Annotated in this window: 16 protein-coding genes; 6 read left to right on the forward strand and 10 right to left on the reverse strand. The window is 66.9% G+C overall.

The features are described from left to right. Positions 1-391 precede the first annotated feature (391 nt). On the forward strand, positions 392-2,788 hold the full coding sequence (locus M9952_14900; GenBank protein MCO5314210.1) for a transglycosylase domain-containing protein: 2,397 nt from the start codon (positions 392-394) through the stop codon (positions 2,786-2,788). A gap of 52 nt (positions 2,789-2,840) precedes the next feature. Further along, entirely contained in the window at positions 2,841-3,410 is a 570-nt protein-coding gene (locus M9952_14905) for a hypothetical protein (GenBank protein ID MCO5314211.1), read from the forward strand. Here M9952_14905 and M9952_14910 read toward each other — a convergent pair. Together M9952_14910 and argH are read right to left on the reverse strand one after the other, a co-directional pair. Then, positions 3,391-3,996 carry an NUDIX hydrolase gene (locus M9952_14910; GenBank protein ID MCO5314212.1) on the reverse strand — a complete coding sequence of 202 codons (606 nt, stop codon included), beginning with the start codon at positions 3,994-3,996 and terminating at the stop codon, positions 3,391-3,393. The two genes, M9952_14905 and M9952_14910, sit on opposite strands and share 20 nt — an antisense overlap. A gap of 39 nt (positions 3,997-4,035) precedes the next feature. Beyond that, on the reverse strand, positions 4,036-5,508 hold the full coding sequence (argH, locus tag M9952_14915; GenBank protein ID MCO5314213.1) for an argininosuccinate lyase: 1,473 nt from the start codon (positions 5,506-5,508) through the stop codon (positions 4,036-4,038). 72 nt (positions 5,509-5,580) lie between these two features. Here argH and M9952_14920 point away from each other — a divergent pair, with 72 nt between their 5' ends. Continuing rightward, positions 5,581-6,507, forward strand: coding sequence for an MBL fold metallo-hydrolase (locus tag M9952_14920; protein ID MCO5314214.1), 927 nt, complete (start codon positions 5,581-5,583; stop codon positions 6,505-6,507). A gap of 69 nt (positions 6,508-6,576) precedes the next feature. On the opposite strand, the gene M9952_14925 is transcribed toward M9952_14920, so the two are convergent. The 5 genes from M9952_14925 to M9952_14945 all read right to left on the reverse strand — a co-directional run bounded on the left by M9952_14925 (position 6,577) and on the right by M9952_14945 (position 10,792). Further along, the gene (locus M9952_14925) at positions 6,577-7,773 is read right to left on the reverse strand and encodes an argininosuccinate synthase (protein ID MCO5314215.1); all 1,197 of its coding nucleotides are present in this window, start codon (positions 7,771-7,773) and stop codon (positions 6,577-6,579) included. Between the two features lie 65 nt (positions 7,774-7,838). Further along, positions 7,839-8,318, reverse strand: coding sequence for an arginine repressor (gene argR / locus M9952_14930; protein MCO5314216.1), 480 nt, complete (start codon positions 8,316-8,318; stop codon positions 7,839-7,841). An 81-nt stretch (positions 8,319-8,399) separates the two neighbouring features. After that, entirely contained in the window at positions 8,400-9,293 is an 894-nt protein-coding gene (gene argF, locus M9952_14935; GenBank protein MCO5314217.1) for an ornithine carbamoyltransferase, read from the reverse strand. A 28-nt stretch (positions 9,294-9,321) separates the two neighbouring features. Then, positions 9,322-10,278, reverse strand: a complete 957-nt coding sequence (locus M9952_14940) for an MBL fold metallo-hydrolase (protein ID MCO5314218.1) — start codon at positions 10,276-10,278, stop codon at positions 9,322-9,324. Positions 10,279-10,459: 181 nt separating this feature from the next. Continuing rightward, positions 10,460-10,792, reverse strand: a complete 333-nt coding sequence (locus tag M9952_14945; protein ID MCO5314219.1) for a hypothetical protein — start codon at positions 10,790-10,792, stop codon at positions 10,460-10,462. A 220-nt stretch (positions 10,793-11,012) separates the two neighbouring features. Here M9952_14945 and M9952_14950 point away from each other — a divergent pair, with 220 nt between their 5' ends. Further along, on the forward strand, positions 11,013-12,512 hold the full coding sequence (locus M9952_14950) for an HNH endonuclease (protein ID MCO5314220.1): 1,500 nt from the start codon (positions 11,013-11,015) through the stop codon (positions 12,510-12,512). Positions 12,513-12,666: 154 nt separating this feature from the next. On the opposite strand, the gene M9952_14955 is transcribed toward M9952_14950, so the two are convergent. Further along, positions 12,667-13,497 (reverse strand): hypothetical protein, encoded by an 831-nt coding sequence (locus M9952_14955; GenBank protein ID MCO5314221.1) that lies wholly within the window; start codon positions 13,495-13,497, stop codon positions 12,667-12,669. 214 nt (positions 13,498-13,711) lie between these two features. On the opposite strand from M9952_14955, the gene M9952_14960 reads away from it, so the two are divergent. Next, positions 13,712-13,900: a hypothetical protein gene (locus M9952_14960; protein ID MCO5314222.1), complete on the forward strand. Its 189-nt coding sequence runs from the start codon at positions 13,712-13,714 to the stop codon at positions 13,898-13,900. Positions 13,901-14,201: 301 nt separating this feature from the next. On the opposite strand, the gene M9952_14965 is transcribed toward M9952_14960, so the two are convergent. Continuing rightward, the gene (locus M9952_14965; GenBank protein MCO5314223.1) at positions 14,202-14,966 is read right to left on the reverse strand and encodes a glycosyltransferase family 2 protein; all 765 of its coding nucleotides are present in this window, start codon (positions 14,964-14,966) and stop codon (positions 14,202-14,204) included. A 2-nt stretch (positions 14,967-14,968) separates the two neighbouring features. After that, complete coding sequence (locus tag M9952_14970; GenBank protein MCO5314224.1) at positions 14,969-16,231, reverse strand: acetylornithine/succinylornithine family transaminase; 1,263 nt, start codon at positions 16,229-16,231, stop codon at positions 14,969-14,971. 88 nt (positions 16,232-16,319) lie between these two features. On the opposite strand from M9952_14970, the gene M9952_14975 reads away from it, so the two are divergent. After that, entirely contained in the window at positions 16,320-18,044 is a 1,725-nt protein-coding gene (locus tag M9952_14975; protein MCO5314225.1) for a proline--tRNA ligase, read from the forward strand. Positions 18,045-18,064 lie beyond the last annotated feature (20 nt).

An 18,064-nucleotide genomic window follows, 5' to 3' on the forward strand; every position in this document is an offset into this window, starting at 1 on the left:
TACTTGAGCCGCAAGGACTCGAGACAGCAGGCGAAGACTGTAGGCCTCCGTATGAATCGTGTCAACTTCACCGCCAGGAGGGTTCTCCTGCTCCCTGTTGCAGTGACCGGTGCCGGTGGCGTCGATCCTGCTGGGCTTCGGGGAAGGCGACTGGTGTCTGACTCGCTGAGCCGGGCACCCGATTGCGTTGATCACTCTAGCCACGATCAGGGAACGATCGCCAACTCGACCGACAGAATTTCCCGAACCTTTTCAGGTTTGGGCCCTCGGATGGCCGTGGATGCCACCGTTTTGGGCGCGAAGCCCGCAAGAATGGGCGGCGATGTTCCCCCACCTTCGTAGTGTACCGGCGCGTATCGGGTGCCAGTCGCACCGAGCGTCGCGGCATTCGTTGCCTTCCGTCGTCGCTGCGTGCCTTGCACTGTGCCTGTTGGCCTCGGCATGCGGGTTCAACCCTCGACCGCTCCCCACGATCAATCCGCCGGCAAATGGCGTGCGGACCAAGATCTACGCCGCCGACGGCACCCTCATCGTCGAGGTCGCCCAGGAGGAGCGCCGCGAGACGCTTGCGCTCGACGAGATACCCCAGATCGCCCAGAACGCCGTGATCGCGATCGAGGACGAACGTTTCTGGGAGCACAACGGCATCGACCCCCGAGGCCTGTTTCGAGCCCTGACCCGCACCAGCGGCGCCGGCGAGGCCACCCAGGGCGGCTCGACGATCACCCAGCAGTACGTCAAGAACACGTTCCTGTCGCCCGAACAGACCCTGCGGCGCAAGGTCGAGGAGGCGAACCTCGCATTGCAGCTCGAACGCACCCACACCAAGGAATTCATCCTCGAGCAGTACCTGAACACGAGTTTCTTCGGGAACCGCAGCTACGGGATTCAGGAAGCCTCCAAGGGCTACTTCGGCAAGCCGGTCTCCGAGGTGACCGCCGCCGAGGCCGCCCTGCTCGCCGGACTGCTGCAGAGCCCGACGCGGTTCAACCCGTACATCAACCTCGACGGTGCCGTCACCCGCCGCAACACGGTGCTGGCAAAGATGCGCCAGCTCGGCTACATCACCGACGACGAGTACGAGTGGTCGATCAACTCGCCGGTCAACCTCGTCGATGCGAGCACCGCCGCGGCCGGGGGACGATACGAGGCCGCGCACTTCGTCGACGAAGTGAAGAAGTTCATCCTCAACGATCCCCGCTTCGGCGAGACCCCCGAGGAACGCAACGCACTGTTGACGACCGGCGGGTTGTCCATCCACACCACCCTCGACCTCAACCTGCAGCGACTCGCCGAAGCCGACGTGACCGCGGTGTACCCGAACCAGAACCGCGGTTTTCGCGACCGCCGCAAGGACCCCGACGTGGGGTTGGTGGCCATCGATCCCTCGACGGGGTACGTGCGGGCGATGGTTGGAGGCTACGACTACTTCGACACCAACGCCGAGGTTCACCCCTACGCCCAATACAACCTGGCGGTCGGCAAGGGACGCCAGGCCGGATCGACGTTCAAACCGATCGTGACCGCCACGGCCTTCGCCAACGGCGTCCCCCAGAACGCCACCTTCTCGGCACCCGGCTCTGCGACGATCAGGGTGGCCGGCCATCCCCCGTGGAAGGTCCGGGGCCACGGCCTCGGCGGGGCGGCCTCGCTGACCGAGTGCATGGTGCACTCCGCCAATACGTGCTTCGCGAACCTGATCGCCGACAGTCGCGTCGGGGTCGAACGCACCACGGCCATGGCCGCCTCGATGGGGATCGACACCACCTATGTGCCGGCGACCGAGAACACCCCGGCGCGCGGGTTCCGGCCCGTGCTGTCGATGGCACTCGGCGCCAACGACACGACCGTGCTCGACATGGCGGAGGCCTACACCGTGTTCGCAAACCGGGGGCTGCACGTTCCCGCGACGATGGTGACCAAGGTGGTCGACTCCAACGGAACGGTGCTGTTTCAACATCAACGCACTCAGGACAAGGTGCTCGAGGCCGCCGATGCCGACGAGATCACCCGCCAGTTACAGGCCGTCCTCGAACGGGGCACCGCCAAAGGCCGCGGCATCGACCGTCCGGCCGCAGGAAAGACCGGCACGACCCAGGACGAGACCGACGCGTGGTTCGTCGGCTACACGCCGCAACTCGTCACCGCCGTGTGGACCGGGTATTCGCAGTCGACCACCCGCAAGGTCGGCTCCACCGGAGCGACCGCCGCAGCGCCGGTGTGGCAACGGTTCATGAAGGACGCTCTCGCCGAGGTACCCCCGACCGACTTCGACTTCACCATCCGCTCCTCCGCGACCACCACGACCACGATCGCCCCGACGAACACGGAGATTTTCGAGTTCGAGGGCACCACCGAGACCGTCACCATGCCAGCGCTCAACGGGCTCAACATCGACCAGGCGACCTCCCGCGCCAGGTCGGCCGGGCTCACGCTGCGGCGGATCAACGTCGACACCCCACCGAACACCGGGCCCGGCATGGTGCTCAACCAGGCGCCCGCGTCGGGATCGCAGGTCTCCAAGGGTGCGACGATCACCGTCGAGGCCACCGCCGGGTCGCCGGCACCGACTCGACCGGTTCCCAACATCGTCGGGCTGCCACTGAACGACGCCGCCGCCCAGTTGCGGTCGGCCGGGTTCATCGTGAGCCACGAGGTGGTCGCCGCCCCCGCCGATGTGGTCATGGGCGATGGGCTGGCGCCGCTGCCGGGGATCGTGTGGTCGGTCACCCCGGCTGTCGGCACGGTCTCGATCGATGGCAAGCTGACCCTGCACGTGCAGCCCTGATGGCCCCGCCGCGGCCTGCAACCGCCAACTCCCCCCTTCGGAGGAACGTGACATGACCACCCCGACTCGACCGAACGCGGGGCCCTACGCCGACCACCAGAACCGGCCACCGACCCGAACCCGGCGTCTGCTGAACCTGGTACTGATCCTCGTCGTCGTCGCCTCGACCTGCCTGTGGGCCGGAGCGGTGATCTGGGGGTGGGCGACGGACCCGAAGCCGGTGAACTGGCTCGAGAACCGCGAGTTCCCGGAGGCGGCCGAACCGATCTGCGCCGCAGCGGTCGCGGAAATCAAGACCTTCCCGAAAGCACACGAATCCAAGACACCCACCGAGCGCGCTGCGGTGATTCGCCAGACGACGGGGGTGCTCGAGACGATGATCGCGGATCTCCGGGAGATCGTTCCCGACGACGCCGACGCGAAGTGGATCAACATGTGGCTCGACGACTACGGCATCCACCTCGCCGACCGTCTCGACTACGCGGAGCGCCTCGACGGCCCCGACGGCGCCAAGGAGGAGTTTTTCGAAACCCCGAAGGCCGACAAGCAGATCTCAGTGTCGCTCAACGAGTTCGCGAAGCAGAACCAGATGGCCTCGTGTGTCACCCCGGGTGACGTGTAGCGACCCGTTCGAACGCCGAGGCCGCCAGGCGTAACAGCCCCGGGTCGAGGCCGTAGTCACCGAGGTCGCTTCGGCGGACCCAACGCAGCTGCTCGCTCTCGTGGTTGCCGACCGGTTGCGCTCCCGGCGGGGCGACGACGACAAAGCGCACGTCGAGGTGCAGATGCGGGTCCTCGGTCGGTGGTGCGACCCGGTGGATGTCGAGGTCGATCGGGTCGAGGTCGATCAGGAGTCCGTCGATGCCGGACTCCTCGGTGGCCTCGCGCCACGCGACGCGGGCGAGGTTCATGTCGCCGTCGGCGTGTCCGCCGGGTTGCAGCCACCGCTGCAACTTCGCGTGAAACAACAACAGCGCATGGCTGGCGTCTGAGTCGACGACGAACGCGGATCCGGTGAGGTGGCCGGGACGAGTCGTTCGCGTCGCTGCGTCGGGTCGGCCCTCGATGAGGTGCGCGATCAGCAGGCGGTCGCGTTCGAGCGCCTCGTCGCCGGCAGGAACCGCATCGACCAAGGCCGCAGCGACGGCGACATCAGGTGACGGAGTCAGCGTGGCCCCGTCGACGAGGGTGGTGTGATCGGTCCCCATCGTCTTCAGTAGGTACAGCGGGTCAGCCTGCTCAGCGGGTCAGCAGGTCAGCGCCGCGGCCGCCGCGGTGTCGGCTTCGAACCGAAGCGTCGCCGCGGCGAGCTGCTCGGCCACCGGCTTCGGGCCCGCGCCTCCGGCGGTCGTGCGCTGCGTCACCGATACGCCGGGGTCCAACAGGTGCACGGCGTCGGGTCCGAGGGTCGGTTCCGCGAGAACGAGCTCGCGCAGGTCCAGGCCGTCGTCGATCGCCCGCCGAACGATCGCCCCGACGACCGCATGGCTCTCGCGAAACGGCATGCCGCCGCGCACCAGGTACTCGGCGAGATCAGTCGCCGCCGCAAATGGGCTGTCGGCCGAGGCGCGCATGTTGTCGGTGCGGAAGGTGATGGTCGCGAGCATTCCGGCAAACGCGCCGAGCCCGCGACGGACCTGGTCGAAGCTGTCGAACAGCGGCTCCTTGTCCTCCTGCAGGTCGCGGTTGTAGGCGAGCGGCAACGCCTTGAGCGTCGCCAACAGCCCGGTGAGGTTCCCGATGACCCGGCCGGCTTTGCCGCGTGCGAGTTCGGCGATGTCGGGATTCTTCTTCTGCGGCAACATCGATGAACCGGTCGAGTAGGCGTCGGAGAGCTTGACGAAGCCGAACTCCTCGGTCGACCAGATGACGATCTCCTCGCCGATGCGGCTCAGGTGGATGCCGATGAGTGCGAAGTCGAACAGGATCTCGGCGACGAAGTCGCGGTCGCTCACCGCGTCCAGGCTGTTCGCAAACACGCCGGAAAAGCCCAGGCGATCGGCGTTGGCGGCCGGGTCGAGCGGGAGGCTCGACCCGGCGAGTGCACCCGCGCCGAGCGGCGAGACATCGAGGCGCCGGTGGGCATCGACCAGCCGGTCGAGATCCCGGCTGAACGCCCAGAAGTGCGCCAGCAGGTGGTGGCGCAACAGCACGGGCTGGGCCTGTTGCAGGTGCGTGTAGCCGGGCAGGTAGGCGTCGCCCGCCTCGTCGGCCCTCGCCAACAGCACCCGCTCCACCTCGATCACCTTCGCGGCGACGGTGGCGACGGCGTCCTTGCAGAACAGTCGAAAGGCCGTCGCGACCTGGTCGTTGCGGCTCCGCCCGGTGTGCAGGCGGGCACCGGCGTCGCCGGCAAGTTCGGTGACGCGACGCTCGATGGCGGTGTGGATGTCCTCGTCGGTGGCGACGAACTCGAACGTCGCGTTCGCCAGTTCGGCCTCGGTGACCGCCAGCGCCTCGACGACCGAAGCCGCCTCGGTGGCACTCAGCACACCTGCGGCCTCGAGTCCGGCCACGTGGGCAACGCAACCGCGAATGTCGTAGGGGGCGAGGCGCTGATCGAACGGCAACGACAGCGTGTACTCCCACAGTTCCTCGGCGGGACCCTCGGCGAATCGGCCATGCCATAACGGCGCTGCAGCGCTGTGCTGGTTCGGCTCGCCCGCTCGTTCGGCGAGGTCGTCGGTCGTCGGTTCGGCGTCGCGGTGCTGTTCAGACATCGTCGCCACGCTAGCGCCCTGTCTGCGAACGGCCGGCGAACGGCCGGCGGGTCGCCCGCGTAGGCTGGCCGGATGCGGATCGTCCCCTTCGGCACTTCCTCGGGTCGCCCGACCGCGCGACGCAACGTGAGCGGGTTGGGCCTCGACCTCGGCCGACGGTGGGTGCTGGTCGATTGCGGGGACGGGACCCAACAACAGATCATGCGCAGCCCGCTGAAGATCCACCGCATCGACGCGGTGCTGCTCACCCATCTTCACGGCGACCACGTGTTGGGGTTGCCCAGCTTGTTGGGCACGATGGGGATGGAGGGACGAACCGCTCCCCTGACCCTTGTCGCTCCGGTCGGCGTTCGCAGTTGGTTGGACGCCATGTTGAATCTGCCGATCCTCAATCTCACCTTCGACGTCGAGGTGCTCGAGTTGGAATCGGCGGCCTCGCTCGGCACGATTTCCGGTCTCGAGGTCACGGCCCTGCCGCTTCGCCACCGGGTCCCCAGTTTCGGCTACCGCTTCGCCGAGCCGGAACGCCGCGGCCATGTCGACGCCGCTGCGGCCACCGCACTCGGGCTGTCCGGTCCCGACATCGGCCGACTCCAGCGAGGTGAGCGCCTCGACGGGTTCGAAGGGCTCGACGCGGCCCAGATCATCGGCGAGGCGCGCCCCGGACGGGTCGTCACGATCCTGGGCGACACGATGTATGCGAAGACCTCGGTCGAACTCGCACTCGACGCCGACCTGCTGGTGCACGAATGCACCTACGCCGCGTCGGATCACCCCTACTGCGGGCAGTGGATGCACAGCTGCAGCCTCGACGTGGCCAGGGTTGCGACCGAGGCGAACGTCGGCCACGTGGTCATCAACCACTTCTCGTCGCGCTACCCCGACGAGTCGGTTCTGGCGGCCGAGGTTCGTGAACGGGTGCCCGACACCACGCGGGTCACCGCCGCGGTCGAGAACGACCCCATCGAAATACCGTTTCCCGATAACCAGTGGTCGTGATCACGACCACTGGTTATTGGAGAACGGGCCGAAGGGGGCTGAATCGGGCTGAGTTGGGCCGAATCGGGCTCAGTCGGTCGTGCCGGCGCCCTGAATGCCGGCCCAGGTCTTGATGCCGAGACCCCACAGCTGCACGAATCCCTCCGAATCGGAGTGACGGAACCGGTCCGCCGCGTCGTAGGTGGCCAGCCCGTAGTCGTAGAGCGACTTGGGGGCGCGGCGCCCGACCACGTAGCAGTTGTTGGGTTCGAGCGCGAGGCGCACCTCTCCGGTCACGAAGCGCTGCGACTCCTCGATGAACGCGTCGAGGGCCTGCTTGAGCGGGCTGAACCACAGGCCGTCGTAGACCAACTCGGCGTAGCGGTGCTCCAGGCGCATCTTCTCGCGGCCGAGATCGCGCTCGACGGTGATCGACTCGAGGTCGGCGTGGGCCAACATGATGGCGAGCGCGCCGGGGGCCTCATAGGTCTCGCGGGACTTGATGCCCACGCGACGGTTCTCGACCATGTCGAGCCGACCCCAGCCATAGGAGCCGACGACGGAGTTCAGGTGCTCGACGATCTCGAACAGCGGCATCGCCGTGCCGTCGACCGACACCGGAACGCCACGTTCGAACGCGATGGTGATCTCGCGGTTCTCGGTCGCGGTGAGCCGGGTCATCTCCCAGACGCCCTCCGGCGGCTTGGCCCACGGGTCTTCCATCTCGCCGCACTCGATCGCTCGACCCCACAGGTTGTCGTCGATGGAGTACATCTTTTCCTTGGTGGCCCGGATCGGGATGTTGTGCTCGGCCGCATACGCGATGGAGTCTTCGCGGGTGAATCCCCAGTTGCGCACGGGGGCGACGAGTTCGAGGTCGGGGGCCAACGCCATGGTCGACACCTCGAAACGCACCTGGTCGTTGCCCTTTCCGGTGCATCCGTGGGCGACACCATCGGCTCCGAAACGCCGGGCGATCTCGACCTGGTGCTTGACGATGAGCGGTCGGCTGAGCGCGCTGACCAACGGGTACTTGCCTTCGTAGAGCGCGTTGGCCTTGATGATGGGAGCGAGGTAGTCGCGGGCGAATTCCTCGCGCAGGTCGAGTTCGATGTACTCGATCGCTCCGGCACCGAGGGCCTTTTCGCGATTGCCGTCGAGCGTGCCTTCCTGGCCGATGTTGGCCGACACGCAGATGACCTCGCAGCCGAGGTTCTCGATCATCCAACGCACTGCGACGGAGGTGTCGAGACCTCCGCTATAGGCGAGCACGACTTTCTTGGCCATGGGTGGTGTTCTCTTTCGATGTCGGGGGTGGATTTGGTCGGGCTGGTGTCCGGCGGGCTGGGGGCTCAGGCGAGTCCGGCGAGACGGGCGATCTCCGCCTCGACCTCCGGGCCGGACGACTCGGTGGCGATCACCAAGATGGTGTCGTCGCCGGCGACGGTGCCCAGGATGTCAGCGAGCGCCGAACGATCGAGCGCGGAGGCAACAACGTGCGCACAACCCGGCGGGGTTCGCAACACGACGAGGTCGCCGGATCGATCGAGTTCGGCCACCCAGTCGCCGAGCACACGTTTGAGGTGGTCGTCGGTGGTGACGCGCTCGTAGGGCAACTCGGGAATGGCGTATGCGGTGTCACCGCCGGGGAGCCGAACTTTCACCGCGGCGAGTTCCTCGAGGTCGCGGCTGACCGTAGCCTGGTTGACCTCGTAGCCGTCGGCCTCAAGGAGTTCGACGACCTGCGCCTGATTGGTGACGAGATTGTCCTCGAGCAGCTTGACGATGCGGTGTTGTCGGGCGGTCTTGGTGAGCTTGGTGAGTTTGGCCATCTGCGGATCTGCCTGTGGATCTGTCTGTGGGTCTGCCTGAAGTTCTGCCGGTGGGTCTACCTGGGGTTCGGTCGCCGGCTATCAGGTCCCGGCGCTCAGGAAGCTGAGCAGCCCCCGAGCCGAATGCAATCGGTTGTGGGCCTGCGGAAAGATCCGGGACTGTGGACCGTCTAGCACCGCGTCGGTTGCCTCGTCGTTTCGGTGAGCCGGGAGGCAGTGCAGGAAGACCGCCGTCGGTTTTGCGACGCCCATCAGCGCCTCGTCCACCTGATACGGGGCGAAGATCGGCCGTCGATGACCGGCCTCGGCCTCCTGGCCCATCGAATACCAGGCGTCGGTGTAGAGCGCATCGGCCCCCTCGGCGGCTTCGCGCGCATCGGTCGTGGCCTCGATCGAGACCCCCTTGGCGGCGAACTCGTCGAGCACCTCGTCGGCAAACCCGTAGTCGGCCGGGTGGGCGATGCGGAAGGTCCCACCGCTCATGGCGACGCCGAGCGCCAACGACTTGGCGACATTGTTGGCGTCGCCGATGTAGCTGACGACGAGCCCGTCGAGGGAACCGAACTCCTGGCGAAGCGTCAACAGGTCGGCGAGGGTCTGGATCGGGTGAGACTGGTCGGACAACAGGTTGACGATTGGCACCGAGGACACCGCCGAGGCGCGCACCAACTTGTCGTGTTCGAAGACCCGGGCGGCGATGGCGGCGTGGTAGCCGGCGAACACCTTGATGATGTCCTCGACCGACTCCCGCTCGTCGAGGCCGACCTCATCGGCGCGCACGTAGACCGGATGGCCGCCGAGCTCGATCGTGGCGACCTCCATCGAATGACGTGTGCGGGCGGAGGGTTTCTCAAACAACAACGCGACGCCGCGCCGCGTCAGGCTGAGTTCGGGGTGTTCGACCTCGGCGAGGTCGAGGACTTGGGCGAGTTCGTCGGCGCTGAGATCGTCGATCTCGAGGAAGTGGCGGACCATTCGCACAATCTAGCCACCTTTTGCATGTTCATGCACGCTTATGCATGAACATGCTGCCAGTGCCGTCGGTGCTGCTGATGACGGGTAGGCCCACCAACTCGACGTTGCGACTGATCCGCTCGATCTCCTCGACGAACGCCTCCAGATTCACGTTGAGTGAGAACTCGATCGGCGTGCCGAGCGGCTCGAAGAAGTTGTCGTAGTGACCGGGCACGATGATTCCCGGCGACAGTCGCCTGATGATCGTCTCGAAGTACCCCGGGCTCGCATACCGACCGGCGATGCCGGCGAGGAGCACATCGACGGGGCCGTCGGTGAGTTCCTCCTCGACCACGTCGGCACTTCCCTGGTGGTAGATCGTGATGCCCGCGACCTCGATGCGAATGCCCCACACCTGACCGCACCGGTAGGCGGAGCTCGAAAGCCCATCGAGGTGCTCGCAGGTGAGTTCACCGTCGGAAGGAACCGCCAGGCCGGCGATGAGCTTCGAGTGCCTCGATGGAGTGAAGCTCACCACGAACGGCCCAAGGTCATAGCGCTGATGCGGCGTGACAACCTTCGCCCGGTCGCCAAGCCCGTGCAGGGTCATCAACCGGCGCAGCGATTCCGATCCGTACGCCGAGCATCCGAAGCGTCGGGCGATCTCCGGGGCATCCACCGCATGATCGAAGTGCGTGTGACCGACGAGCACCCCCGCAACGGCCGTGACGTCCCCCAGGAACTCGTCGAGCCGCGCCGGATTCGGCCGCGCCGGCGCCCTCGTCGCGACGTCGCGCATCGACACGCGACTCAGGTACGGGTCGATCAGCAGCGTCTGACCCTCGTAGTCGAGGCGGTACCCCGCGGTTCCCAGCCACTGAATGGTCAGGCCCGGCGGCAGTGGCAGGTGGCGGCTGGCCAACGCCGCATGCGCGTCGGCGTCACGACCACGGGTCCTGACCCATCTGCGCATTCGAGTGACCGGCTCAAGCGATCCGAGGTTCACGATGCGATTCTTGCATGCGGCCACTGATGCTGACTCCGGAAGGGACGGCGCAGGACGGCGACGGGTGCTGCTGCGGGAACTGGCTTCGGGCGGGTGCTGCGGGCGGTGCTGCTGCGGGCGGCTGCGACGGGCGAACTCAGCGGCGGCGAACTCAGCGGCGGCGAACTCAGCGGCGGCGAACTCAGCGGCGGCGGGCAGGAACCACCGCAGCGACCACCGCCGCCAGCCACAGCGCCTGGTTGACACGTTGAGGCCGCCGTCGACTCGGCAGCGCACACCCGACACGCACACCCCCGACGGCGAGCAGTCGAACGACCCGCCCGCTGGCGTCGACGATCGGGGAGACAGCCCACCACTGCCTTCCGACCCTGCGGCGCACCTGGAGTTCGAGCAGACGAGCGACACGGTGAGACAGCTCGACAGGATCGGCCATGAGTCGACGCGCCCGCCATCCGGCGATACCGACGCCGGTCGTCACCACCAAGGCAAGCGCCACGAACGTCGCGAACATCACGCTCAGAGGTTAGACGCACACACTGCGTGCCCGTCCAGCCCTCGAGATTGCCGACCGGATCGACGAGTACCCACGAGGCCCCCAACCGTCGGACATGTTGGCCGCTCTGGCTGGGGTGCCTGGCTTTGATTTCCAGCGATTTTCGGGAGTTTTCGAAAATTCTCAACGATTTGCGGCGTCTTGGGCTTCGTTGTCAGGGGTTGCGTTTAGAGTCAAACGCATGTTCGAGGGCTTCGACAGCGAACTGAATAACCTGGGTTCCGGGATCGACGATGTTGCGGTCCTGTTCGAGCTGCAACGGCGTTTGGATCTGCACATGATCGACGCGCTCGGGGAGTTGGATGCGGTTGGGATGACCGACGTCGTCGAGGGTCTGTCCACCAAAGCGTGGGTGTCGAAGACGGCTCGTTGTTCGGGGGTGACCGCGGCGCGTCGGGTTTCGGTGGCTCGGGCGGTGCGGCGCCGGTATCGGCCCGAGGTGTTGGACCGCCTGCGGTCCGGGGTCGTGGGGTTTGATCATCTGGTCGTGATCGGCCGGTGGTCGAACCCGCGTATCGAACCCACCTGGTCCGACAACGCCGGACCCATGTTGGATTTGGCCGAGCATTTGACGTTCGCGAAATGGGAAAAGGTCATCGCCGCGTTGGCACGACTCGTCGACACCGACGGCACCGAACCCGCCCCACCCGCAGAAGAATCCTGGCTCGACCTACGCGACATCCACGGCCCCGACGGTGTCATCGGCGTAGAGATCGTCGGAGAATTCTTCGGCGACTACGCCGAGGTCGTACGCCAAGCCATCAACGACGCCACCGCACGTCACCGCAAACAGGTCCGCAACGACGCCGAACAATTCGACCGGTCACCGACAACCTCAGAATCCCAACTACGCGCGAAAGCGTTGATGGACCTGTGCCGGTTCGGCACCCAGTTCACCCTGTCGGGTAACTACCGGCCAGGAACCGCAGAAGTGTCAGTGATTCTGCAGGCCGACGAACACGGCCAACCACGCGCGTATTCGCCTACGGGTGATCCACTCACCGCGGACGTGATCGAACGCATGATGTGTGACCCAGAACTACGCGCTGTGCTGTTGGACTCGCTCGGCCAACCGCTCGATGTCGGCCACTCCGTACGGTTAGCGACCGACGCTCAACGCGCCGCACTCGCAGCGCGTGACGGGGGTTGTTGTTTCCCCGGCTGCGAAGCACCCGCCCACCACACCGAAGCCCACCACGTCCGCCACCACCGCAACGGCGGCGCCACCGCGGTCAACAACCTGGCCTGTCTGTGCCGACACCACCACGGCCTGGTGCACCGCGTCGGCTGGGCCATGCACATCACCACCGACGGATGGACCCTCTACACCCACCCCTGTGGCATCACGATCTGGGGACAACAACACGGGGTACAACGCCAAGGCCCCATCCCCACCGAGTTGGACACCCAGCCTGAACCCCCGGCCCGACCGAAGGTGAAAGTCCGCGGCGGAACCATCGATCTCGCCGACGCGATCGCCACCATCCGGCACCGCTACGACCGCATGGCCGCCACCCCCGACACCCGCATCTACCGACCCCACGATGCCCGCAGGTCAAGCACAGGCCGAGGCTCGGGCAGGACCGGACGAACCGGCGGAGCGACGAGGGCCGGGCGCCCCACAGCCGGGCAACTCTCACTCACCCCGACCAAACCACCCCAACCACCGATACGCCAATGAACCGGCGGTGACCCGGGCCGCCCGTCCAGAATCCCGGCGGCCCAATGGGTCCCTCCCCAAGTCGACCGCCGAGCACACGGCAACCACCCCGCTGCACAGACCCAGCGGTACAGACCCAGCTGCACAGACCCGCTGCACGCGCCACGTCAACGAATCAACAAGCACCGCCTCCGACGACCCCAGCGTGGGCGCGCGGCCGCTGGCGCGCGTCCACGACCGAACAGAGCCACGCCCCGACAGCCACGGTCGCGGCGACATCCCACGGCAGCCGGAACCTGGTCACCCCATAGATCGCCACGGTGGTCACAGCGACGACGATCGCCTCAGAAACGAGTGGCCAGACCCGCCGACCGGCCCGAGCCAGCGCCCGCAAGCCCAGCAGTGAGGGAACGAGTGTGATCCAGAACCACGCCCACCCGATCCAACTCAGCACAGCACGGCGCCCCTCGAAGGTCTCACGTTCGAACATCATCGCAGGCTCATACACACCGAGCGACCGACCGATCCGGGCCGCGACCACCTTGGGCACGTCGCCGATGTGGTCCCCGATGAACTCAAACGCGGCTCGGCGATAGGCCACGGACTGCTCTGAGGGCTCCTGGCGAGGGTCGCCGAAGCGCCACTCGCTGAGATCGGTCCAGTCGTCACGCCCATTGCCGTCCCCATCGACGAAGCGAACGCACTCGAGCGACCACATGCCCAGAGCCGAACCACCGGGGTACGTGTCCGGACAGTTCGCCCCCAACCAGGTCAATCCATCGTTGGTGGAAAACAACGTGGGCTCCTCGAAACGGACCAGGTTCGGCACGACCCACACCGCGACGATGGGCACCGCCGCCAACGCCGCTACGCCGACCAACCGTCCCGCTCGCACCAACCGACGAAGCAACGGTCGCCGGCCGAGGTCCCGGCTCCGCCACCACGCCATCGGCACGATCAACACGACGCACAACAGGATCAGCTCCGCCCGCACGAGCGATGCCAACGCACACGCAGCACCGACGAGCGCCCAATCGACCAGCTCCCGATCAACCCGCACGCCCCCCGCCATCGCACCCCCGGCCAACACACCCCCGGCCAACGCACCCCCGGCCAACGCACCCCCGTCCCGCGCTCCCCCGTCCAGCGCTCCCCCGTCCAGCGCTCCCCTGTCCCATGCCCGAAGTGCCGCCAGCAGCACCAACGCCACGACGAACACCGTGAGCGATTCACTCATCACCAGCGCGTCGTTGATCCACAACAACGGGTTCACCGCTGCGACCCCTGCGACGACCAGCCCGAGCCGTTCGCCGCCATATCGGCGTCCGACGAAACCCAACACGACGACCGCCCCGACGCCGAACGCCGCCATCGTCAAACGCTGGCCGAACACGAACGCCGGATGCTGACCGAACATCGCCGAGTCGGGCACCAACAGCGGCGCCAATGCCGCCGCAACTCCCGCCCCCGGTGGGTGCTCCGCAGCCGGCAGATCCGAGAACGGGTCGGCAAAGCCTCGACCCTGGGCGATCGTCTCGCCGTAGGCGGAGTAGCGGCTTGCGTCGCCGCCGAGTGGATCGTCCATGACCGCTACGACGTACGCGACCCGCAGGACCGCCGCCAGCAGCGCGATCAGAAACAGTCCCCGCCCAAACGACCCGCGCCCAAACGACCCGCGCGCTACCGAATCGCGCCCAGGCGACCCGCGCCCTACCGACCCCTGCCCGTCAGCTTCGCCACCAGGCGACGCACCTTGGTTCCGATCGGCGAGTACTTCACGATGCACCACAGCGCCCGACAACCGTCCTTCCAACCGATCTTCTTGCCATCAGCGTAGGTCCGGCCGTCGTAGGAAATGCCGACCTCGTAGATCCTCCAACCGCCCGCCGCCACCTTGGCGGTGATCTCCGGCTCGAACCCGAAGCGATTCTCCTCGATCCGGATGCCGGCGATCACCTCTCGACGAAAGGCCTTGTAGCAGGTCTCCATGTCGGTGAGGTTCAGGTCGGTGAACATGTTCGACATCAGGGTCAGGAACCGGTTGCCGACGCTGTGCCAGAAATACAACACCCGGTGCGGCCGACCGGCCAGGAACCTCGACCCGAATACGACATCCGCGCGCCCCTCCGCCAGCGGCGCCAGAAGGTCGTCGTACTCGGCGGGGTCATATTCGAGGTCGGCGTCCTGCACGACGACGAATTCGGCGGTTGCCTCGGCGAACCCGCGGGCCAACGCTGCGCCCTTGCCCCGGTTGACGGGCTGGCACACGACCCGCACCCGATCGTCGGCCTCGGCGAGCTTCGTCGCGATCGCCACCGTTGCGTCGCGGGAACCGTCGTCGACGATGATCAGCTCGGCGGTCCACGGCGACGCCAGCACCCGGCCGACGATCTCCTCGATCGTCGCCTCCTCGTTGAACGCTGGCATCACCACCGATGTCGAACGTGGTGCGTTACATGTGGCCGCTCGAACCATGGTCACGATTCAAGCATCTCGCCGAGCACCCCGACGATCGACGCCACTGCGAGGCGCACCTCGTCGTCGGTGATGAGCAGGCTCGGCGCCAACCGCAGCGCGGTCGGGGTGACCGCGTTGACGATCACCCCACGCTCCAACAACTTCGACGCGACCGCCGGGGCGCCCAGCGCCCTGGCACCGTCCTGGTCGAGTTCGACGGCGATGAGCAGACCCAGTCCGCGCACGGCGGCGACCCCCGGGCGCCCTTCGAGGCCCGCGATGATCGCCGCGCCCTGTTCGCGGGCACGGCTCACCACGTCGTCTCGCCGCATGATCTCAAGCACCTTGCGGGCCGTCGCAGCCACGAGCGGCTGTCCTCCATAGGTCGTGCCGTGATCGCCGGGCACGAACGCATCGGCCACCTCCGAGCGGGCCCAGCACGCCCCGATCGGCATGCCGTTGCCGAGTGCCTTGGCCACGGTCACCACATCGGGCTTCACCCCGTAGCGGTGATGCGCGAACCACTCACCGCAGCGTCCGAGGCCCGTCTGCACCTCGTCGAGCATCAGCAACAGGTTGCGTTCGGCGCACAGCTCGGCGACCCCCCGCAGGTACGCCTCCGACACCGGGTTCACGCCGCCTTCACCCTGCACGACCTCCAGCAGCACGGCGGCGGTCGTGTCATCGATCTGACGCTCGAGGTCGTCGAGGTCGTCGAACGCCGCGTGGCGAAACCCCTCGGGAAGCGGCTGGAAGGCCTCGTGCTTTTGCGGCTGACCGGTCGCGTGGAGGGTGGCGAGCGTGCGACCGTGGAACGATCCGAAGGCACTGACCACGACGTGTCGTCCGTATCCCGCCCACCTCCGGGCGAGCTTGATCGCGCACTCATTCGCCTCGGCTCCGGAGTTCGTGAAGAACACCTTGCCGACGGGATCCTTGCCGACGGGACCGTTGCCGACGGGACCGTTGCCGACAGGATCGTTGCCGACAGGATCTCCCACCTCTCCGCCACCGGTGATCAGCCGGTCGAGTTCTCGGGCGAGCGCTTCGTTGTGTTCGTTGCCGTACAGGTTCGAGACGTGCCACAGCTTCGAGGCCTGTTCACTCACCGCGGCGACGAGTTCAGGATGCGCATGGCCGAGCGAGGTCACCGCCAGGCCGCTCAACAAGTCGAGGTAACGCCGCCCCTCGTCGTCGAAGAGCCACGAACCCTCCCCGCGGGTAAAGGTGACCGCCGGCGACGCATAGGTGTTCATCAACGGGGAGTTCGCGGCGTTCGTCATGGCGACCGACGCTAGTCGAAAATGTGCACTCCCCTGCATAGTTATTCATGATCGGGCCACGGGTGTCTGCCGGATAGTCTCGCCCCCTATGCGCTGGTCGAAGCTGTTCATCCCAACCCTGAAGGAAACCCCGGGCGACGCCGAGGCGATCAGTCACAAGCTGCTCATCCGTGCCGGTTTCGTGCGGCAACTCCACGCCGGCCACTACTCCCTTCTGCCGCTGGGCCTGCGGAGCCACAACAAGGTCGCGGCGATCATCCGGGAGGAGATGGACGCCATCGGCGACCAGGAGTTCTCGCTGCCCGCGATGCACCCCGCCGCACTGTGGCAGGAGTCGGGGCGCTGGGAGACCATGGGCGCCGAGATGTTCCGCCTCGAGGACCGACGCGGCAACGAATTGGCGCTCGGCATGACCCACGAGGAGGTCTTCACGACCCTCGCCCGCGAGATCACCTCCTACCGGGACCTCCCCCAGTCCTGGTACCAGGTGCAGACGAAGTTCCGCGACGAGCCCCGGCCCAAGGCCGGACTGTTGCGGGTTCGGGAGTTCTTCATGAAGGACGCCTACAGCTTCGACCTCGACACCGCCGGCCTCGACGCCTCGTTCGAGGCCCACCGTGGCGCCTACCAGCGCATCTTCGACCGCCTCGGCCTGCCGGCGTTTCCCGTCATGGCGAGTTCCGGCGCCATGGGCGGGGGCCAGAGCCTCGAGTTCATGGTTCCCTCGGCTGCAGGCGAGGACGACGTCATCATCTGCCCGAACTGTGATTACCGCGCCAATGTTGAACGGGCCACCTCGGCGCTGATGGAAATCGGACCCAAGGACGGCCCCGATGAGGTCGAGCGTTTCGAGACCCCTGGCGTCGTCACGATCGAACAGCTCGCGAAGTTCCCCGGTGGGGCCGGGGCCGTGCACCAGATCAAGACCCTCGTCTACGTCATCGACGGCGAGGCGGTCGTGGTGATCCTGCGCGGCGACCACAACCTGAACGAACAGAAGCTGGCCGACCTCACCGGTGGGATCGACATTCGTCCCGCCGGCGAGGACGAGATCCTCGCACTGCTCGGGGCCAAACCCGGCTCCCTCGGCGCGGTCGGCGTCACCGGGCCGCGCATCTACGCGGACCTCGCGTTGCAGGGCCGCACCCGGATGACCACCGGCGCCAACGACGACGGTTGGCACCTTCGCGGCGTGGACCTCGCCCGCGACATCTCGGTGAGCGAGTGGGCCGATCTACGCACCGTCACCAAGGGCGAGCCGTGCATCGAATGCGGCGCCAAACTCACGGTCGAGCGGTGCGTGGAAACCGGGCACATCTTCAAGCTGGGCACGAAGTACTCCGACGCCATGGGCGCCACGGTTCTCGACCCCAACGGCGATCTCGTGCCGCTCATCATGGGGTGCTACGGGATCGGGGTCGGCCGTGCGCTGGCGGTCGCTATCGAAACCCACAACGACGACAAGGGCATGGTCCTTCCGGTCACCGTGGCCCCCTTTGAGGTGTGCATCACGATCGTCAAGGTCGACGACCCCGAGTCGGTTCGCTCCGCCGAGACGATCTATAACGAACTGCGCAACCTGGGCATCGACGTGATCCTCGACGACCGCGACGAACGCCCCGGGGTGAAGTTCGCAGACTCCGAACTCGTCGGAATTCCGTTCCGGATCACGGTCGGGCCGAAGGCGCTCGCCGCCGGCAACGTCGAGTTCACGGTTCGAGACGGCCGCACCTCCAGCGAAGTGCCGCTCGGGGAGGTCGTCTCCCACACGACCGAGCTGGTGCACGCCGGCCGTCGCCTCGGCATGGGCTGACCCCGCCTGGACTGACCCCG

The organism is Microthrixaceae bacterium, assembly GCA_023957975.1.
Lineage (GTDB): Bacteria > Actinomycetota > Acidimicrobiia > Acidimicrobiales > Microtrichaceae > JAMLGM01.